Below are 16,257 nucleotides of genomic sequence, written 5' to 3'. Positions count from 1 at the left end.
CAGCCGCCCCCGTCTGTCTTTAGCGCCTGAGAGCTTTGCCCCTTCGGCGGCCCCGGACTGACCGGGGCTCTTTCCAGACTGTCAGGCGCGCGCGGTCCTTTATGCCTGAGAGATTCCGGGGGCGGTTGCTCCTTCGGCGGTGGGCCGAGGTTTCCCTTGGCGCCACACTCTCCCGCGCGGCCTATCCGGAGGCTTGCACTTCCGGCGACGCGGCATGCCTTGGCCGTGCCCCGACTTCGAGTCAACGCGACTTTCTGTGAAAACCTAACGGGTTGCGTTGTATTTGAGCTGGTCCTGGGTGAGCTGGAAGCCGACCAGGTGCTCGAAGGTCGCGTTGGCGACCGCGGCGCGGACGCCCGGCTCGGCAAGCGGGTCGATCGCGGCCTCGGCCTCGCCGGACTTCCGCGGCCGAGTCAGGATCTGGCGGACATTCGCGGGAAGACTCGCGGCGCCGCGATTGACCCGGACGCTCGCCCGCGCGCTCGTCCTCGCGTGCTGGCTTCCCGCGGGGAAGTTGAGCGCGACGGCACCGATCTGCTTTGCGGCGACCGTCGCCCCGCCGCGCAGCGCGACGTCGAAATAGGGCAAGACCACCTGGCGCGCAGGACCGGCATCGCGACGCAAGCCGGTCACCGTGAAGGTGACCGTCGATACGACGTCGTTGCCGGCATCCTGACAATAAGCGCGCAATTGCGTGATCGCCGCGGTCACGTCGATTGCCCTTGAGTCCGTGCTGCCCTGCGGATCGAACAAGGTGATGTCGCCGGTGCCGGTCGGGATGCCGGCGATCGGGCAGGTGCTGCGCACTGCGTAGATGCCGCCACCGTTCTCGGCCGTCACATCGCCGGCGTGGCGGCAACCGGCAAGCAGAGTCAGGGCAAGAAGAGCCGTGGTGCGAAGCTTCACTGGGGGAATTTCCTTAACTGAGCGTCATCAGCAGCCAGCGTCATAGGAAGGCCCTTCTATGGCTGCAAGCGATGCCTTACATGGCCTGCATCGTGGCTGAACCCGGCTCCTCACTCCCGCCACTCCGAGTGCTCATTGCGGCACCGCGCGGCTTTTGCGCCGGCGTCGATCGCGCGATCCAGATCGTCGAGCTGGCGCTCGAGCGCTTCGGATCGCCGGTCTATGTGAGGCATGAGATCGTCCACAATCGCTTCGTGGTCGACCGCTTGCGCGAGCTCGGGGCCGTGTTCGTCGACGAGCTCGACGAGGTGCCCGACGACCGGCCGGTCGTCTTTTCCGCGCACGGCGTGCCCAAGTCGGTTCCGGCTGCGGCGCAGACGCGCGGTCTCAGCTACGTCGACGCGACCTGCCCGCTCGTCTCCAAGGTCCATCGCCAGGCCGAACGGCTGATCGAAGAAGGGCGGCACATCCTGTTCATCGGCCACGCCGGCCATCCCGAGGTGATCGGCACCTTCGGGCAGGTGCCGCCGGGTTCGATCACGCTCGTCGAGACGGTCGAGGATGCGGCAAGACTTAGCGTCCCCGAGGGCGCAAGCTTGGCGTTTCTGACCCAGACAACTTTGTCGGTCGACGATACCGCGGCAATCGTCGAATCGCTGAAGGCGCGCTTTCCCGAGATCCGCGCCCCGCGCAGCGAGGACATTTGCTACGCGACGTCGAACCGCCAGGCCGCGGTCAAGGCGATCGCCGGCGAGTGCGACCGGATGCTGGTCATCGGCGCGCCGAACAGCAGCAATTCGCTCCGCCTCGCCGAAGTGGCCGAGCGGTTGGGCGTGCCCGCGCGCCTGATCGAACGGGCGGCGGACATCGACTGGGACTGGCTCGGCACGCCCGCCACGGTAGGCCTGACCGCCGGGGCGTCGGCGCCGGAGGTGCTGGTGCGCGAGGTCGTCGACGCCCTCCGCTCGCGCTTCGAGGTCACCGAGGAAGTGGCCGACCACAGCCCCGAGCGGATGAGCTTCAAGCTGCCGCGTGAGTTGCTCCCTGACCGAGCTGCCTGAAGTCGAGCTGTTCACCGACGGCGCGTGCCGCGGCAATCCCGGGCCGGGGGGCTGGGCAGTGCTTCTGCGCATGGGCGACAAGGAGCGCGAGCTGTCGGGCGGCGAGCCGCTGACCACCAACAACCGCATGGAGCTTGTGGCCGCGATCAAGGGACTCGAGGCGCTGAAACGGCCATGCCGGGTGCGGCTCCATACCGACAGCATCTACGTTCGCGACGGAATCACGCGCTGGGTCCACAATTGGCAGCGCAACGGCTGGCGCACATCCGACAAGAAGCCGGTCAAGAATGCCGAGCTGTGGCAGGAGCTGGTTGCCGCCTGCGCCCGGCACCGAATCGATTGGCACTGGGTCAAGGGCCATAGCGGACATCCCGAAAACGACCGCGTTGATGCGCTCGCCTGCGCGGCCGCGGACGACCAGCGGCGGCACCATCGCCTGTAATGAACGCAAGTTCACTTTCGATAAGAATCGGAAGGCGCTAAATCGCGCGCTGTCACCGACTCTCTCGTTCCCCTGTTGGATGGTTGGTGAGGGGAGGCGTGACCCGCGCCTCCCCAATCATTTTCCGCTGGGACTGAAGCGCCGCGGCGAAAAGACGGCCTGCTTGACCGGCACCCCCGGCTCGTCCTCAAGCAGCAGTGCGGCGCACAGCTTGGCAGCAGCCGGCGATGTCTGGATCCCGAACCCGCCCTGCCCCACGCACCAGAAGAAGCCAGGCGCGTCTGCGTCAAATCCGTAAACCGGTACCCGGTCGGGCGCGAAGCTCCTGAGGCCGGCCCAGCTCCGCTCCACCCGCTCGACCGGCCAATCGACCACGCTCTCGAAACGGTCGATCGCGGTTGCAACGTCGAGCTCTTCGGGGGCGGCGTCGCAAGGGTCGTTGGGCGTCTCGTCGTGGGGACTGACCCAGACACGATTGTCCGATTCGCCCTTGAAATAAAATCGCTCGAGCGCGTCGTTGATGAGGGGCAGGTCGCGCACGTCCGAGCGGCCGACGCGCAGCTGAGTGATGGTCCGCCGGTAAGGCTGGATTCCTAACGGTCGGACTCCACAGCGGCGGGCAACGCCGTCGGCCCACGCTCCGGCGGCATTGACGATAATGCCGGCGGTCAGCCGTTCTGTGCCCACCTCGATCGCCCATCGATCGCCCAACCGGCGCGCGGACGTGAGCGGAGTGGAGCACAGGACGGTTCCACCACTGCGTCTGAAATGCGCGAGGCAGGCGTTGTGAAGACCCGCGACATCGATATCCGCGCAGCTCGCATCGTAGACTCCGAAGTCCCAGCCGGCGCGGAGTCCCGGAATTCGTTTTTCCATTTCCGCGCACTTCAATTCATGGAGAGGCGCTTCGTGTGTGTTCACGCTGAGCGCCTCGCGCAGGTGCATATATTCGCGGGCGATGGTGATCGCCCCGCGCTGCCGAAGCCACGAGCGCTCGCCGGTCGGCCATCCCGCTTCGAGGTCTCGACGCGAGGCGAGAGTGAGCGGCATCACCGCCGGACCGCCATAATGTGCGAGCCAGAAAGCCGCCGAGCGCCCGGTGGTGTGATAGCCGCATTGGTCCTCGGCCTCGACGATCAGCGTGCGCCTTGTGCCGGCGATTGCCGCGCCGAGGCTCGCACCGGCAATCCCGCCGCCGACAATGATGACGTCAAAATCACTCATTTCCGCCGCTGGTTACGAATTGGAAAGCCGCGCCGTCTAGGGGTGGGTTCATGTTCAACGGGGGCTTTACCGATCTGCTGCTTCTGGCGCTCGCAGCGACTTTGGTCGTGGCGGCGGTCATCGACATGCGCACTTTCACCATTTCCAACCGCCTCAACGCGACCGTTGTTGCAGGTGCGCCGCTCTATTGGCTGTCGATCGCTTTGACGCCGTGGCCCGGCATGGCGATCCAGCTCGCGGCAGGCGGAATCGTGTTCGCGCTGCTTGCCGGCGCGTTCTACGCCGGGATGATGGGCGGCGGCGACGTCAAGCTCGCCTCGGCGCTGGCGCTATGGTTTTCGCCCGCGGGCACAGTGAAGTTCCTGGTGCTGATGTCGATCGCCGGCGGGGTGCTGACGGTGGGAATTCTGGCCTGGCACCGCGCTCAGCTGCGCGAGGGCAGGCCCGAAATTCCGTACGGAGTCGCCATCGCTTTTGGCGCCTTGGCGATTCTCGCCCAACGCTTTCTTAACCATTTTGCCTGATGTGTGAGGCTGTTCAAGTAGCCCGTTTGGGGGAGGCGATCTCGCCATGGATGTGAAGAAGCTCGCGCTGCTCGTTGGAGCGCTGGTCATCGCGGTCATCACCGCGGTCATGGCCAAGAACATGTTCGCCGGCGCCGGCAGCCAGCAGGCTGCTGCGGCGACCGTTCCAGTCGGGCCGAAAGTGCTCGTCGCCAAGAAGGCGCTGCCGGTCGGCACGATCATCGATCCCGACAGCTTCACCTTCCAGCCCTGGCCGAAGGAGCTCATGCAGAGCGCCTATTATCTCGAGAGTCAGCCCGACGGCGATCCCAAGAAATTGCTGGGCACGGTCGTTCGCTACCAGATCACGGCCGGCCAGCCGGTCACTCGCGGCTCGCTCGTCGGCCCCCAGGACCGTGGCTTCCTCGCCGCGGCGCTTGGCGCCGGCATGCGAGCCATCACGGTGCCGGTGAACGTCTCATCGAGCGTCGCGGGCTTTGTCTTCCCGGGCGACCATGTCGACATGGTGCTCAACCAGACCGTCAGCGGTGGCGGCGAAGGCCCGCCGCTCAAGGTCTCGGAAACGATCATCCGCAACCTGCGCGTGCTCGCCACCGACCAGCGCGTCACGGAGAAGAATGACGACGGCAAGACCGAGGTGAAGACTTTCTCCAACGTCACGCTCGAAGTCACTCCGCGCATCGCCGAAAAAATCTCGGTTGCACAAAGCATCGGCTCGCTGTCGCTGTCGCTGCGCTCGATCGCCGACAATACGTCGGAGCTGGAGCGGGCGGTTGCCGCCGGCGACATCAAGGTCCCGGCCGGCGCTAACCCCGCCGACGAGAAGCAGATGCTGCTCGCGCTCGCAAATCGCCCAATCGACAACAATACGACCTTCTCGACCGGCGGCGACGTCTCGCGCTTCCAGCGCCGCACAGTCCCGGCGTCAGCCAACAGCGGCAATCAGATGGCGCAGGCGATGAAAGGCCTGGGTCAGGCCCTTGGCCAAGGCGCGTCAGGGCCCGTCGTCCGGGTCGCACGCGGCAATACAGTCACCGTTGTTCCGGTGGGAGCTCGCTAACATGAAGACTCAAGCCATCACCCGCCGGGCTCGCCTCGGCACCGCACTGGCCGCTTTGGCCATTGCGATGGGCAGCGTAGGCGCCTCGGCGCCCGCCATTGCCCAGCCGACCTCGGCCAGGCCGGCGGAAACGCTGACCCTGAGCAAGGGGACGGGCTCTTTGGTCCGCCTGTCCGAGCCGATGAGCGACGTGTTCGTCGCCAACGAGACGATTGCGGATGTCCAGGTGCGCTCGTCGACCCAGCTCTATGTGTTCGGCAAGGGAGCCGGCGAGACGACCATTTACGCCACCACCAAGGGTGGCCGCGTGGTCTATGCCGCAACCGTCCGGGTCGGCAACAACCTGAGCTCGGTCGGTGAGATGCTCCACCTGGCGATGCCGGATGCGAACGTCCAGGTGACCCCGATGAACAACCTCGTGCTGCTCACGGGCACCGTCGCCAATCCGGATGACGCCGCCGAAGCGCAGCGCCTGACGCAGGCTTATGTCGGCGACGGGACCCAGGTCATCACTCGCCTTCGCTCGGCAACGCCCCTGCAGGTCATGCTGAAGGTCCGCATCGCCGAGATCAACCGGTCGATGCTGAAGAAAGTCGGTATCAACCTCGTCGGCCGCGACGTTCATCCCGGCGGTACGTTCTTCGGCATTGGCCAGGGCAATCCGGGCAACCTTAACGGCGGCACGGCAGGCGGCAACCGTACCTTCAACTTCGCAACGTCGGGCACGACTCTCGGTCTTGCTGGCAAGATCCTCGGAGTCGACCTCCTGGGCACACTCGACCTGATGCAGAACGACGGCTTCGTTACGACGCTCGCCGAGCCGACGCTGACGGCGCTTTCGGGTGAAACCGCCAGCTTCCTTGCTGGTGGCGAGTTCCCGATCCCGGTCAGCCAGGCAATCGGCGCCGTAACCATCGAGTATAAGCAGTACGGCGTCGGCCTCGCGTTCACTCCGATCGTCCTCGCCGACGGCCGCATCTCGATGCGGGTTCGTCCCGAGGTCAGCGAGATTAGCGACGCCGGCTCGGTCACCCTCAACGGCTTCGTCGTGCCGGCACTGACCACGCGTCGCGCAGAGACGACGGTGGAGCTTGGTTCCGGCCAGTCGTTCATGCTCGCCGGCCTGCTTCAGAACAAGAATAACAACAGTATCCAGAAGGCGCCCTTCCTTGGCGACCTTCCGATCCTGGGCGCGCTGTTCCGCTCAACGAGCTACCAGCGCAACGAGACCGAATTGGTCATCATCGTGACGCCATATCTGGTGCGCCCGGTTTCGGGGCAGCTGGCCACGCCGACGCAGGGCTACCGTGCGCCATCCGATGGTCAGATGGTGCTTGAAGGGCAGGCGTTCTCAGGGGTTAGCGGACCCGCCGCAGCGGCTCCGCCGGTCGCGGCTGTCGCTGTCCCCGGCCCCGCCGGACCCGTCGCCGCTCCGGGGTTCAAGCTGTGAGCCGCCGCTTCATCGTGAAGGATGCAACCATGCGTTCGAAACTGATCCTCATCGCACTGAGCTCCGCGCTGGCCGCCTGCGCCACGACGACGAGAGACCTTCCGGACCGCGGTGTCGCGTCGGTCAATGTCCCGGTCGTGACGACCGCCGACTATGTCTTCGACGCGGCCGCCCCGGGCGGATCACTCGCGCCCGGTGAGGCCGACCGCCTCTCCGGCTGGTTCCAGGGCCTCGGCCTCGGCTACGGCGACACCGTTTATGTCGATGGCGGCTATGCGCCCGCGGCCCGCTCGCAGGTCGCGTCGGTTGCCGGCCGCTACGGCATGCTGGTGACTGCCGGCGCCCCGGCAACCGCCGGAATGGTCCAGCCGGGATCGGTCCGCGTCGTCGTGGCTCGCCGCCGCGCCGAGGTGCCGGGCTGCCCGAATTGGAGCCGCCCGGCGGCGCCCGACTTCAACAATCGCTCGATGTCGAACTACGGCTGCGCGGTGAACACCAACATCGCCGCGATGGTCGCCAACCCGGAAGACCTGCTCCACGGTCGCGAGGGCACGGGCGTCACCGATACATATACCGCCTCGAGGGCGATCGAGATGTACCGGACCGCGCCGCCCACGGGCACGAAGGGCCTTCAGGACGTTACGCCGAAGGGAGGCAAGTGATGAATGCTCCGTTCCAGGCTCGCGCCGGTTTGCGCGACCCGTTCACCGCCTTCGTCTGCGACGACGCGACCGCCGACATGTTGCGGCCGGTGGCGGTCGAGCACGGGTGGTCGCCGGAGAAGGTCAACAAGGGCGGACTGCGCAACGCAGTTCAGTCGCTGTCGGTCTCGGCAAGCCCCAACATCCTGTTCGTCGACCTGAGCGAATCCGCGGATCCGCTCAACGATATCAACGCGCTCGCGGAAGTGTGCGAGCCGGGCACGATCGTGATCGCGGCCGGCACCGTCAATGACGTTCGTCTATATCGCGATCTCGTCGTCAGCGGCATTCACGACTACCTGCTAAAGCCGTTCACCGTCGATCAGCTTCGTGACACGTTTGCGCACGCGCAAATGACTCTGTCGGGTCCGCGCGGTGAGGCTCAGGCCGACAAGCCGCACGTCATGGCCGCTGTGATCGGCGTCCGGGGCGGAGTCGGCGCTTCGACCATCGCGACCTCGCTGGCATGGATGTTCGGCGAGAAGGCCCGCCGCTCAACCGCGCTGCTCGACCTCGATGTCCATTTCGGCACCGGCGCCCTGGCGCTCGACCTCGAGCCCGGACGCGGCCTCACCGACGCAATCGAGAACCCGAGCCGCATCGACGGACTGTTCATCGAGCGGGCGATGGTCCGCGCCAATGAGCGCCTGTCGGTCCTCTCGGCGGAGGCTCCGATCCACCAACCGCTGGTGACCGACGGCACCGCCTTCTTCCAGCTTCAGGAAGAGATGCGGAATACCTTTGAATCGACGGTGCTCGACCTGCCGCGCCACATGCTGATCCAGTATCCGCACCTGGTCCACGACGCGCATGTCGCAGCAGTGGTCGCCGAGCTAACCCTGGCCGGCACCCGCGACACCATTCGCATCCTCGCATGGCTAAAGTCGAACGCTCCGCAGACCAAGGTCATCGTGGTCGCCAATGCGGTCCCCTCGGGCGGCGCCCTGGAGATCAGCCGCAAGGATTTCGAGCAGTCGATCGAGCGCAACGTCGATGTTGTCTTCCCGTTTGACGCCAAGGTGGCGGCCCAGGCGGCCAAGCTCGGCAAGCCGATGGCGGAAGTTGCGTCCGGCAAGCTCGCGGCGCCCTTCAACACCCTGTCGGGCATGGTGCTCAACCACGCCAGCGAGGAGGGCTCGGCTCCCGAGGCAGCCGGATCGGCGGGCGGCAAGTCGCTGGTCGACAACCTGAAGTCGATGCTCGCGAAGCCCAAAGGCAAGGCCGCGTAAGCATGGTTCGCGCCGCCGCCCCACCGGGCGCCCGGCCGAAGAATTTGAGAGGCGAAGGCTAGTATGCTCCTGTGGCTACTCATCATCGGCGGCACGGTCGCCCTCGGCCTCGCCTATATGGCGGTGAATGGGCCGTCGCCCTCGAAAAGTCTCAAGCGGCGCGTGGAGCTCATCAAAGAGCGCCACGGCGACGTCATCGCCGGCAATGCGCAGGCGCAGATCCGCAAGCTGTTCGCGGAAAGAGCCAGCAAGTTCGAAGGCTATGCCTCGACTTTGATCCCGAAGCCGGCGTTGCTGCGCAAGCGGCTCGAGCAAACTGGCAAGAACATCACCCTCGGCAAATATGCTCTCGTCTGCCTCGGTCTCGCCGCGGTTGTGGCGATTGGGCTGACAATCCGCGGCGCGCCGCTGATCCTGGCGTTTTTGCTCGGTGTCTTCGTCGGCGTCGGCGGGCCCCATTTTGTCATCGGCAGGATGATCAAGCGCCGGATCAACAAGTTCAATTCGAACTTCCCCGACGCGATTGAGCTGATGGTCCGCGGTCTACGTTCCGGTCTGCCGATCACCGAGACCCTGGGAATCGTCGCCAGTGAGCTTCAAGGACCGGTGGGAATCGAGTTCCGCATCGTTGGGGACAAGATGAAGATCGGCCGCACCATGGAGGCGGCGCTCCAGGACACCGCGGACCGGCTCGGGACCGCCGAGTTCCAATTCTTCGTCATCACGCTCGCGATTCAGCGCGAGACCGGCGGCAACCTCGCCGAAACGCTGTCAAACCTCGCTGACGTGCTGCGCAAGCGCGCGCAGATGAAGCTCAAGATTCGCGCGATGAGCTCGGAATCCAAAGCCTCTGCTTACATCGTCGGCTCGCTGCCGTTCGTGGTCTTCACACTCGTGTGGATGATCAACCCGCACTACATGCAGGGGTTCTTCAGCGACCAGCGGCTGGAGGTCGCGGGCATTGGCGGCATGATCTGGATGGGCATCGGGGCCGCGATCATGGCCAAGATGGTCAACTTCGAGATTTAGGGGAGGCATAGGAACAACGATGCAGGTTTCCGCGCCCCCTACCGGGCCCCACATCCTCGGGTTCGACATCATCTGGATCGCGACGATTCTGAGCGCCGTCGCGAGTTTCGCCGTGTTGCTCGCCATCTATGCGGCGACGACCGTCAAGGACCCTATGGCGCGGCGCGTCAAGGCGCTCAACGAACGCCGCGAACAGCTCAAGGCCGGCATTGTCGCGTCGACCAACAAGCGCAAGAAGCTCACCAATCGTAACGAGGCTGCGGACAACGTCCGCCAGCTCCTGGGGCAGTTCAAAATGCTTCAGGACGATCAGGTCAAGAAGACCCAGCAACGGCTGATGCAGGCCGGTATCCGGACCAAGGACCTCGCTTTCTTCATCATCCTTGCGCGCTTCCTCCTTCCGGTCGTGCTCGGACTGACTGCGGTGGTGCTGATCTACGTCCTCAACCATTGGCCGGCTTGGAGCTGGTACCGGCGTTATGGGACCGTCGCCGGCATCCTGATCGGCAGCTATAAAGCGCCGGACATCTGGCTGAAGAACAAGGTCAACAAGCGCAGCAGCGCGATCCGCAAGGGCCTTCCCGACGCGCTCGACCTGCTAGTGATTTGCGCCGAGGCCGGCCTCACCGTCGACGCCGCCTTCGGGCGCGTGTCGAGGGAACTCGGCAAGGCGTATCCGGAGCTGGGCGATGAGTTCGGCCTGACCGCGATCGAGCTCGGCTTCCTCAACGAGCGCCGCCAGGCGTTCGAGAATCTCGCCAACCGCGTCGACCTGGAAGCGGTGCGGGGCGTCGTCACGACCATGATCCAGACGGAAAAGTACGGTACTCCGCTGGCAAGCGCGCTGCGCGTGCTGTCGGCTGAATTCCGTCACCAGCGCATGATGCGCGCGGAGGAAAAGGCGGCCCGGCTGCCGGCGATCATGACCGTGCCGCTGATCCTGTTCATCCTGCCGACTTTGTTCGTGGTCATTCTCGGCCCGGCAAGCTGTTCGATCAACGACAGCTTCCTCCACCCCAAGTAAGGGCGGGCGCCCAATTTCGCTTGGGCGCGAGAAATTGGAACGCGGCGGCGGGCTCAGGCGTAGTCGCCGCGATACCAATTTCGTTGGGGACGCGACATGAGCTTCACGACCGATCCGAACGTCCTGATCATCTATGCTTTGATTTTCCTGCTAGGCCTGCTCGTCGGCGTGTTCCTGACCGCCGGTGGCCGCCGCAAGTGGAAAGAGCGCTACAACACGGAGGTCGATCGGCGGAAGCGGCTCGAGAGCACGCACGCCGAGCGCGAGACGCATTGGGCGGATCAGGAAAAGGAGTGGCGCGAGCGCGATAGCCTTCGCGCCGCCGCGATCAAAGATCCACGCGAACCCGGCGATCAGGAAATACGCGGCCTCTAACCCTCGATCTTCGAAAAGTCCGCGACCCGGTTGACCGCATCGCGGAAGCGCATCAGCAGGTTGAGCCGCCGCTCGCGCTTGACGGGATCGGGATCGTTGACCGTCACATGGTCGAAGAAATCGTCGATCGGCTTCCGCAGCGATGCGAGGGCCGCCATCGCGGCAGTAAAATCCTCGGCGTCGACCGCTGCGGACGCCTTGGGTTCGGCGGCGTCGAGAGCGGCGATCAGCGGCCGTTCTTGCGGCGCGGTATCCGCGGCTCCCGAAGCCGAACTGCCCTCCCACTTCTCCTTCTTGAGGATGTTCGCCGCGCGCTTGTAGGCGACGAGCAGGTTGGTCCCGTCCTCCGAACCAACGAATTTCTGCAATGCGTGAACGCGGAGGACCATGCGAACATTGTCGCCTCCGGTCTCCACCGCCACGACCGCATCGATCATGTCGTGGCGGACACCAGCCTCGCGCTGTTGAACCTTGAGCCGTTCGATGAGGAAGCTCGCAATGTCGCGGCCCGCGTTCGCACCGCCCTTGTGCGCCGCCGCGGTGATCAGCTCGCGCATCGAGACACGGAGCTGGTTGTCGATGATCAGGCTCAATATTCCGAGAGCAGCCCGTCGCAGAGCGAACGGATCCTTCGAGCCCGTCGGCTTTTCGTCGAACTGGAAAAAGCCGACGAGGCTGTCGAGCTTATCTGCGAGAGCGACGGCCATCGTCACCGGCGCTGACGGCACATCGTCGCCCTGCCCCACCGGCTTGTAATGGTCGCGGATGGCGTCGGAGACCGACCTCGCCTCGCCCTGCGCTTCGGCGAGATAGCCGCCGATGACGCCCTGCAGCTCGGGGAACTCGCCGACCATGCCGGTGACGAGGTCGGACTTGGCCAGCCGCGCGGCCCGTTCGACCTGGTCGGCGTCGGCCTTCACGACACCGTTTTCGACCAGCCAGCGCGCGAGCTTGGCGACGCGCTCAACCTTGTCGGCGACCGTCCCGAGCTTTTCGTGGAAGACGATTCCGCGGAGCTTCTTTGCCTGTTCCTCCAGCGGAACCTTGAGGTCTTGCTCCCAGAAAAAGCGCGCATCTGCCAACCGCGCCGCGAGCACGCGTGCATTGCCTTGTGCGATCGCCTCACCGCCGTCGTTTGGCGCGATATTGGCGACGCACACGAACGCCGGCGCAAGCAACCCCTGGTCGTTGGTGCAGGCGAAATATTTCTGGTTGGTGCGCATGGTGAGGACGATCACCTCGCGCGGGACGTCGAGGAATTCGGGATCGAACCGGCCGACCAGCGGCACCGGCCATTCGGTGAGGCCGGCATTCTCGACGACGAGTCCCTCGTCCTCGAGCAGCGTGAGGCCCGCCTCGGTCGCTGTTGCCGCGGCGCCTTCGCGGATCAGCGTCTCCCGCTCCTTCTGGTCGACGATGACGTGGCAGGCCCGGAGCTTCTCGACATAGTCCTGCGCGCCGCCGATGGTGATGTCGCCCGGGTGATGGAAGCGGTGCCCAACGGTCGTTGCGCCGCTGGCGATCCCGTCGATCTCGACCGGCACGATCTCCTCGCCCAAGAGCGCGACGATGCCATGCAGCGGCCGCACCCAGCGCAGTTCGCCGCCGCCCCAGCGCATCGACTTCGGCCAGGGAAAGTCCGCGACGATGCGCGCGATCGTATCGGCGAGGATATCGGCAGCCGGCCGCCCTGCCCGCTCGATCACCGCGAAAAAGACGTCGCCGCGCTCTTCGAGTTGGTCGCGGGTGAGTCCGGTCTTGCGCAAGAACCCATCGAGCGCTTGCGGCGGCGCGTTGACGCGCGGTCCCTTGATCTCCTCGCGGCTCGCCTCGGTGGCTTCCGCGACGTCACGCGCGATCAGCACCAGCCGCCGGGGCGTTGAGAAGGTGTCAATCGCTCCGGTCGTCAGTCCGAACTCGCCCGTGCATTCGGCGAACAGCCGCGCGAGGTCGTTGCGTGCTTTCGCCTGCATCCGCGCCGGGATTTCCTCCGACAGAAGCTCGAGCAGGAAGTTGGTCATCAGGCGGCGCGCTCCAGCCACGCCCCGCACGCAGCCTTGGCGAGGTCACGGACACGGCCAACATAGGCTTGGCGCTCGGCGACGCTGATCACGCCGCGCGCCTGTAGCGTGTTGAAGACGTGGCTCGCCTTGATCGCCTGCTCATAGGCGGGGATTGGCAGCTTGGCTTCAAGGCAGCGCTCGCTCTCGGCGGCAGCCTTCCGGAACAGGTCGAACAGCGCCTCGGTGTCCGCCACCTCGAAATTATACGCTGACATCTCGCGCTCATTCTCGAGAAACACGTCGCCGTACGTCACTCCGGCGTCGTTGAACCTGAGGTCGAACACATTGTCGACGCCCTGGATGTACATTGCGAGCCGCTCGAGCCCGTAGGTCAGCTCGCCCGTGACCGGCTTGCATTCAAAACCGCCGACCTGCTGGAAGTAAGTGAACTGGGTCACTTCCATGCCGTCGCACCACACTTCCCATCCGAGGCCCCAGGCGCCGAGCGTCGGGCTCTCCCAATCGTCCTCGACGAAGCGGATGTCGTGCTTCAGCGGGTCGATGCCGATCTCGACGAGGCTGCCGAGGTAGAGATCCTGGAGGTCGTCGGGACTTGGCTTCAGCACCACTTGGTACTGGTAATAGTGGCCGAGGCGGTTCGGGTTCTCGCCGTAGCGGCCGTCGGTCGGCCTGCGGCACGGCTGGACATAGGCCGCGCGCCACGGATCGGGCCCAAGCGACCGTAGCACGGTTGCCGGGTGAAACGTCCCCGCACCCATCTCCATGTCATAGGGCTGCAGGATCACACACCCCTGCCGTCCCCAATAATGGTGGAGCGTGAGGATTAGGTCCTGGAAGCTCAAGCTCAAGCGGAAGCGACCCCGTGCGATTGCGTTCGCGCTGCTTTGGCGGCTGGACTCGGGAACGGCAAGTCGGCCGGCTCGCCGCTTCAGCAATCCGCAAGCTTGCGTCCCTAAGTGCGAGGCCCCAACTGAGAGCGGATGATGAACAAGTTCCTCCAGCGGCTTTTTGCAGCCGTGGCCGCGTTGCTGTCACTCGGATCGGCCGCCGAGGCCCGCGTCCCGCAGGTCGCCCGGCCCGCGCTGTGGGAGGTCTCGGACCCCGACACGACGATCTACCTATTCGGTACCATCCACTTGCTCCCCTCCGACACGCAGTGGCGGACACCCAAGCTCGACCAGGCGCTGACCAACTCGCAAGAGCTGGTCGTCGAGACGATCGTCGATGAGAAGAACCCGACCAAGCTGATGTCGGCTATGGCGAGCCTCGGGCTGGCGAAGGGGCTGCCGCCGATCATCGATCGGGTGCCCGCCGCGCAACGCCCGGTGCTGGAGGCGGCAATCAAGAAGAGCGGCGTGCCGGTGAAAGCCTACAACAGCATGAAGACTTGGATGGCGGCCTTCCTGCTCCTGTCGAACCAGTTCAAGGACCTTGGACTGTCCGGCGGTGTCGAAGGCGTGTTGCGGAGCGACTTCACCGCACACAACAAGCCGATCGGGGAACTCGAAACCAACCTCGAGCAGCTGAGCTTCTTCGACCGGCTGCCGGAATCCGCCCAGCGCAATCTATTGGAGGGCGCGATCGAGAACAGCGCGTCGATGAAACGCGAGTTCGGCGGCATGCTCGGCTCCTGGTCCAGGGGTGACGTCGGAGGCATCGCAGCCACGTTCAATCACGATCTGTCGGGCTCGCCCGAGCTCAAGCAAGCGCTGCTCGTCCAGCGCAACATCAATTGGAGCAAGTGGATCGAACGGCGGATGACGCAGCCCGGGACGGTCATGATCGCGGTTGGGGCAGGCCACCTCGCGGGCAAATATTCAGTTCTCGAGATGCTCAAGAAGGACGGCTACAAGGTCCGGCGGCTGCAATAGCGGCCCGCAAGTCATCCATTGCGTGGATTATCCACCGGGAAATGTTCACGTTTCGCCGGAATTCGCTAGACATTTATTAAGGAGTTGGTGACCATTCTCACCAGGTATCGGGCTGGGGGGTCGGATGCGTGAATTGACTGAGCGGCGGAGCTGATCCGCCGAAGTCCGTTCCGCCTCTTCCATCCGGCACCATTCGCCTCGGGAGGGTGATGGATGGTCAATCTTCTAGTCGCTGCCGCGCTTGCCGCCGCATCGCCAATCGGCGTGCCTCCCAGCGCACCGGTCGCCGAGCCCGCCATGTTCGTGGTTCGCGACGCCGACACGACGGTCTACATCTTCGGGACCTTCCATGCGCTCGACGGGCGCTCGGAATGGTTCGGGAACGAGGTTCGAGACGCCTTCGAGCATTCGGGCGAACTCGTGCTCGAGACGTTGATCCCGGAGCAGCCGCAGCCGGGCCCCTACATCCCGGCGATCCGCGCGCCATCGGTGACCCCGTCGGCTTCGTTCCTCGCGACGACCCGCATGGCGATCAATGCCGGCCGCGCGCAGGGCATGCAGGTCGGCAACGGCGCCGACATGGTGCTGCGCCGCGTCGCCGAGGCCGAGGGCAAGCCGGTCGAGGGCCTTGAGACGCTCCAGCTGCAGATCGACATGTTCAACCGCATGCCCGCGAACGCAACGACGCCGGCATCGCGCGCCGGACAGCCGGTCGGGGGCAGCTCGATGGCTGGGCTATCGAGGGCGATGGGTGAAATGCAGTCGGCCTGGAAGCGCGGCGACCAGAGCGTATTCGTGCGCATGCTCGACCAGCTCCGCCAGGCGTCGCCCGACACCTACCGCATGATGTTCACCGAGCGGAATGACCGCTGGGCCGACTGGATTCGCGCGCGGATGCAGGCCCCGGGCACTGTCTTCGTCGCGGTCGGCGCCGGCCACCTCGCAGGTCCCGACAGCTTGCTCGTCCGCCTCGCTGAGCGCGGCATCCCGTCCCAACGCATCAAGTGAAGCCCGCGGCCATGCCGCCGGCATGGCGCACTGGCAGCGGCATCCTTGCATTTTTGACCGCCGTCCCTTAGGGGGCGCGCTCCCGGCCATGGTCATCCCTGGAGGCGTGGCGGGTCATTCAAGAAACGGAGCATAGCCAAATGAGCGAACAGCTGACGCTGCCCGCCGAGGCGCGCGACCGGGCTGGCAAGGGAGCCTCCCGTGCACTGCGCCGCGAAGGCCGGGTCCCCGCCGTGGTCTACGGCGAGAAGAAAGAGCCTCTCTCGATCCATGTCGAGGAGAAGCTCCTCGCCAAGATGATGTCGACCGGCCACTTCATGAACTCGGTC

16 protein-coding genes, 1 pseudogene and 2 riboswitches are annotated in these 16,257 nt (G+C 65.3%); of the genes and pseudogenes, 13 read left to right on the top strand and 4 right to left on the bottom strand.

The window, feature by feature from the left end:
- Nucleotides 1-9 precede the first annotated feature (9 nt).
- Nucleotides 10-81, bottom strand: a riboswitch (glycine riboswitch).
- Between the two features lies 1 nt (nucleotide 82).
- Nucleotides 83-185, bottom strand: a riboswitch (glycine riboswitch).
- A gap of 79 nt (nucleotides 186-264) precedes the next feature.
- Nucleotides 265-906, bottom strand: coding sequence for a hypothetical protein (locus ACJ8FR_RS09550; RefSeq protein ID WP_407828400.1), 642 nt, complete (start codon nucleotides 904-906; stop codon nucleotides 265-267).
- A gap of 80 nt (nucleotides 907-986) precedes the next feature.
- On the opposite strand from ACJ8FR_RS09550, the gene ispH reads away from it, so the two are divergent.
- Nucleotides 987-1,967: a 4-hydroxy-3-methylbut-2-enyl diphosphate reductase gene (ispH, locus tag ACJ8FR_RS09545; protein ID WP_407828827.1), complete on the top strand. Its 981-nt coding sequence runs from the start codon at nucleotides 987-989 to the stop codon at nucleotides 1,965-1,967.
- Nucleotides 1,951-2,409, top strand: coding sequence for a ribonuclease HI (rnhA, locus tag ACJ8FR_RS09540; protein WP_407828826.1), 459 nt, complete (start codon nucleotides 1,951-1,953; stop codon nucleotides 2,407-2,409). Before ispH ends, rnhA begins: the two co-directional genes overlap by 17 nt.
- A gap of 117 nt (nucleotides 2,410-2,526) precedes the next feature.
- Here rnhA and ACJ8FR_RS09535 read toward each other — a convergent pair whose 3' ends face one another.
- Entirely contained in the window at nucleotides 2,527-3,633 is a 1,107-nt protein-coding gene (locus ACJ8FR_RS09535; protein WP_407828399.1) for an NAD(P)/FAD-dependent oxidoreductase, read from the bottom strand.
- Nucleotides 3,634-3,683: 50 nt separating this feature from the next.
- Between ACJ8FR_RS09535 and ACJ8FR_RS09530 the strand changes: the two genes are divergently transcribed.
- The 8 genes from ACJ8FR_RS09530 (at nucleotide 3,684) to ACJ8FR_RS09495 (ending at nucleotide 11,025) form a co-directional block, all read left to right on the top strand.
- Nucleotides 3,684-4,157 (top strand): prepilin peptidase, encoded by a 474-nt coding sequence (locus tag ACJ8FR_RS09530; protein WP_407828398.1) that lies wholly within the window; start codon nucleotides 3,684-3,686, stop codon nucleotides 4,155-4,157.
- A 46-nt stretch (nucleotides 4,158-4,203) separates the two neighbouring features.
- A complete protein-coding gene (gene cpaB, locus ACJ8FR_RS09525; protein WP_407828397.1) occupies nucleotides 4,204-5,217 on the top strand; it encodes a Flp pilus assembly protein CpaB in 1,014 nt (337 codons plus the stop codon).
- 1 nt (nucleotide 5,218) lies between these two features.
- Complete coding sequence (locus ACJ8FR_RS09520) at nucleotides 5,219-6,667, top strand: type II and III secretion system protein family protein (RefSeq protein WP_407828396.1); 1,449 nt, start codon at nucleotides 5,219-5,221, stop codon at nucleotides 6,665-6,667.
- Between the two features lie 29 nt (nucleotides 6,668-6,696).
- A complete protein-coding gene (locus tag ACJ8FR_RS09515; RefSeq protein WP_407828395.1) occupies nucleotides 6,697-7,329 on the top strand; it encodes a CpaD family pilus assembly lipoprotein in 633 nt (210 codons plus the stop codon).
- Complete coding sequence (locus ACJ8FR_RS09510) at nucleotides 7,329-8,597, top strand: pilus assembly protein CpaE (protein ID WP_407828394.1); 1,269 nt, start codon at nucleotides 7,329-7,331, stop codon at nucleotides 8,595-8,597. Before ACJ8FR_RS09515 ends, ACJ8FR_RS09510 begins: the two co-directional genes overlap by 1 nt.
- Nucleotides 8,598-8,660: 63 nt before the next feature.
- Nucleotides 8,661-9,626 (top strand): type II secretion system F family protein, encoded by a 966-nt coding sequence (locus ACJ8FR_RS09505; RefSeq protein WP_407828393.1) that lies wholly within the window; start codon nucleotides 8,661-8,663, stop codon nucleotides 9,624-9,626.
- Between the two features lie 19 nt (nucleotides 9,627-9,645).
- Nucleotides 9,646-10,650, top strand: a complete 1,005-nt coding sequence (locus ACJ8FR_RS09500; protein WP_407828392.1) for a type II secretion system F family protein — start codon at nucleotides 9,646-9,648, stop codon at nucleotides 10,648-10,650.
- A gap of 96 nt (nucleotides 10,651-10,746) precedes the next feature.
- Nucleotides 10,747-11,025: a hypothetical protein gene (locus ACJ8FR_RS09495; protein ID WP_407828391.1), complete on the top strand. Its 279-nt coding sequence runs from the start codon at nucleotides 10,747-10,749 to the stop codon at nucleotides 11,023-11,025.
- Here ACJ8FR_RS09495 and glyS read toward each other — a convergent pair.
- On the bottom strand, nucleotides 11,022-13,046 hold the full coding sequence (glyS, locus tag ACJ8FR_RS09490) for a glycine--tRNA ligase subunit beta (RefSeq protein WP_407828390.1): 2,025 nt from the start codon (nucleotides 13,044-13,046) through the stop codon (nucleotides 11,022-11,024). The two genes, ACJ8FR_RS09495 and glyS, sit on opposite strands and share 4 nt — an antisense overlap.
- Nucleotides 13,046-13,897 carry a glycine--tRNA ligase subunit alpha gene (locus ACJ8FR_RS09485; protein WP_407828389.1) on the bottom strand — a complete coding sequence of 284 codons (852 nt, stop codon included), beginning with the start codon at nucleotides 13,895-13,897 and terminating at the stop codon, nucleotides 13,046-13,048. The genes glyS and ACJ8FR_RS09485 overlap by 1 nt, the downstream gene beginning before the upstream one ends.
- A gap of 132 nt (nucleotides 13,898-14,029) precedes the next feature.
- On the opposite strand from ACJ8FR_RS09485, the gene ACJ8FR_RS09480 reads away from it, so the two are divergent.
- The 3 genes and pseudogenes from ACJ8FR_RS09480 to ACJ8FR_RS09470 all read left to right on the top strand — a co-directional run.
- Nucleotides 14,030-14,920, top strand: coding sequence for a TraB/GumN family protein (locus tag ACJ8FR_RS09480; protein ID WP_407828388.1), 891 nt, complete (start codon nucleotides 14,030-14,032; stop codon nucleotides 14,918-14,920).
- 213 nt (nucleotides 14,921-15,133) lie between these two features.
- On the top strand, nucleotides 15,134-15,928 hold the full coding sequence (locus ACJ8FR_RS09475) for a TraB/GumN family protein (RefSeq protein ID WP_407828387.1): 795 nt from the start codon (nucleotides 15,134-15,136) through the stop codon (nucleotides 15,926-15,928).
- A gap of 140 nt (nucleotides 15,929-16,068) precedes the next feature.
- A pseudogene (locus ACJ8FR_RS09470) lies at nucleotides 16,069-16,257 on the top strand (50S ribosomal protein L25); the annotation flags it as partial.

The organism is Sphingomonas sp., from assembly GCF_045810705.1.
Taxonomy (GTDB): domain Bacteria; phylum Pseudomonadota; class Alphaproteobacteria; order Sphingomonadales; family Sphingomonadaceae; genus Sphingomicrobium.
This window is presented reverse-complemented; position numbering and strand designations above follow the sequence as displayed.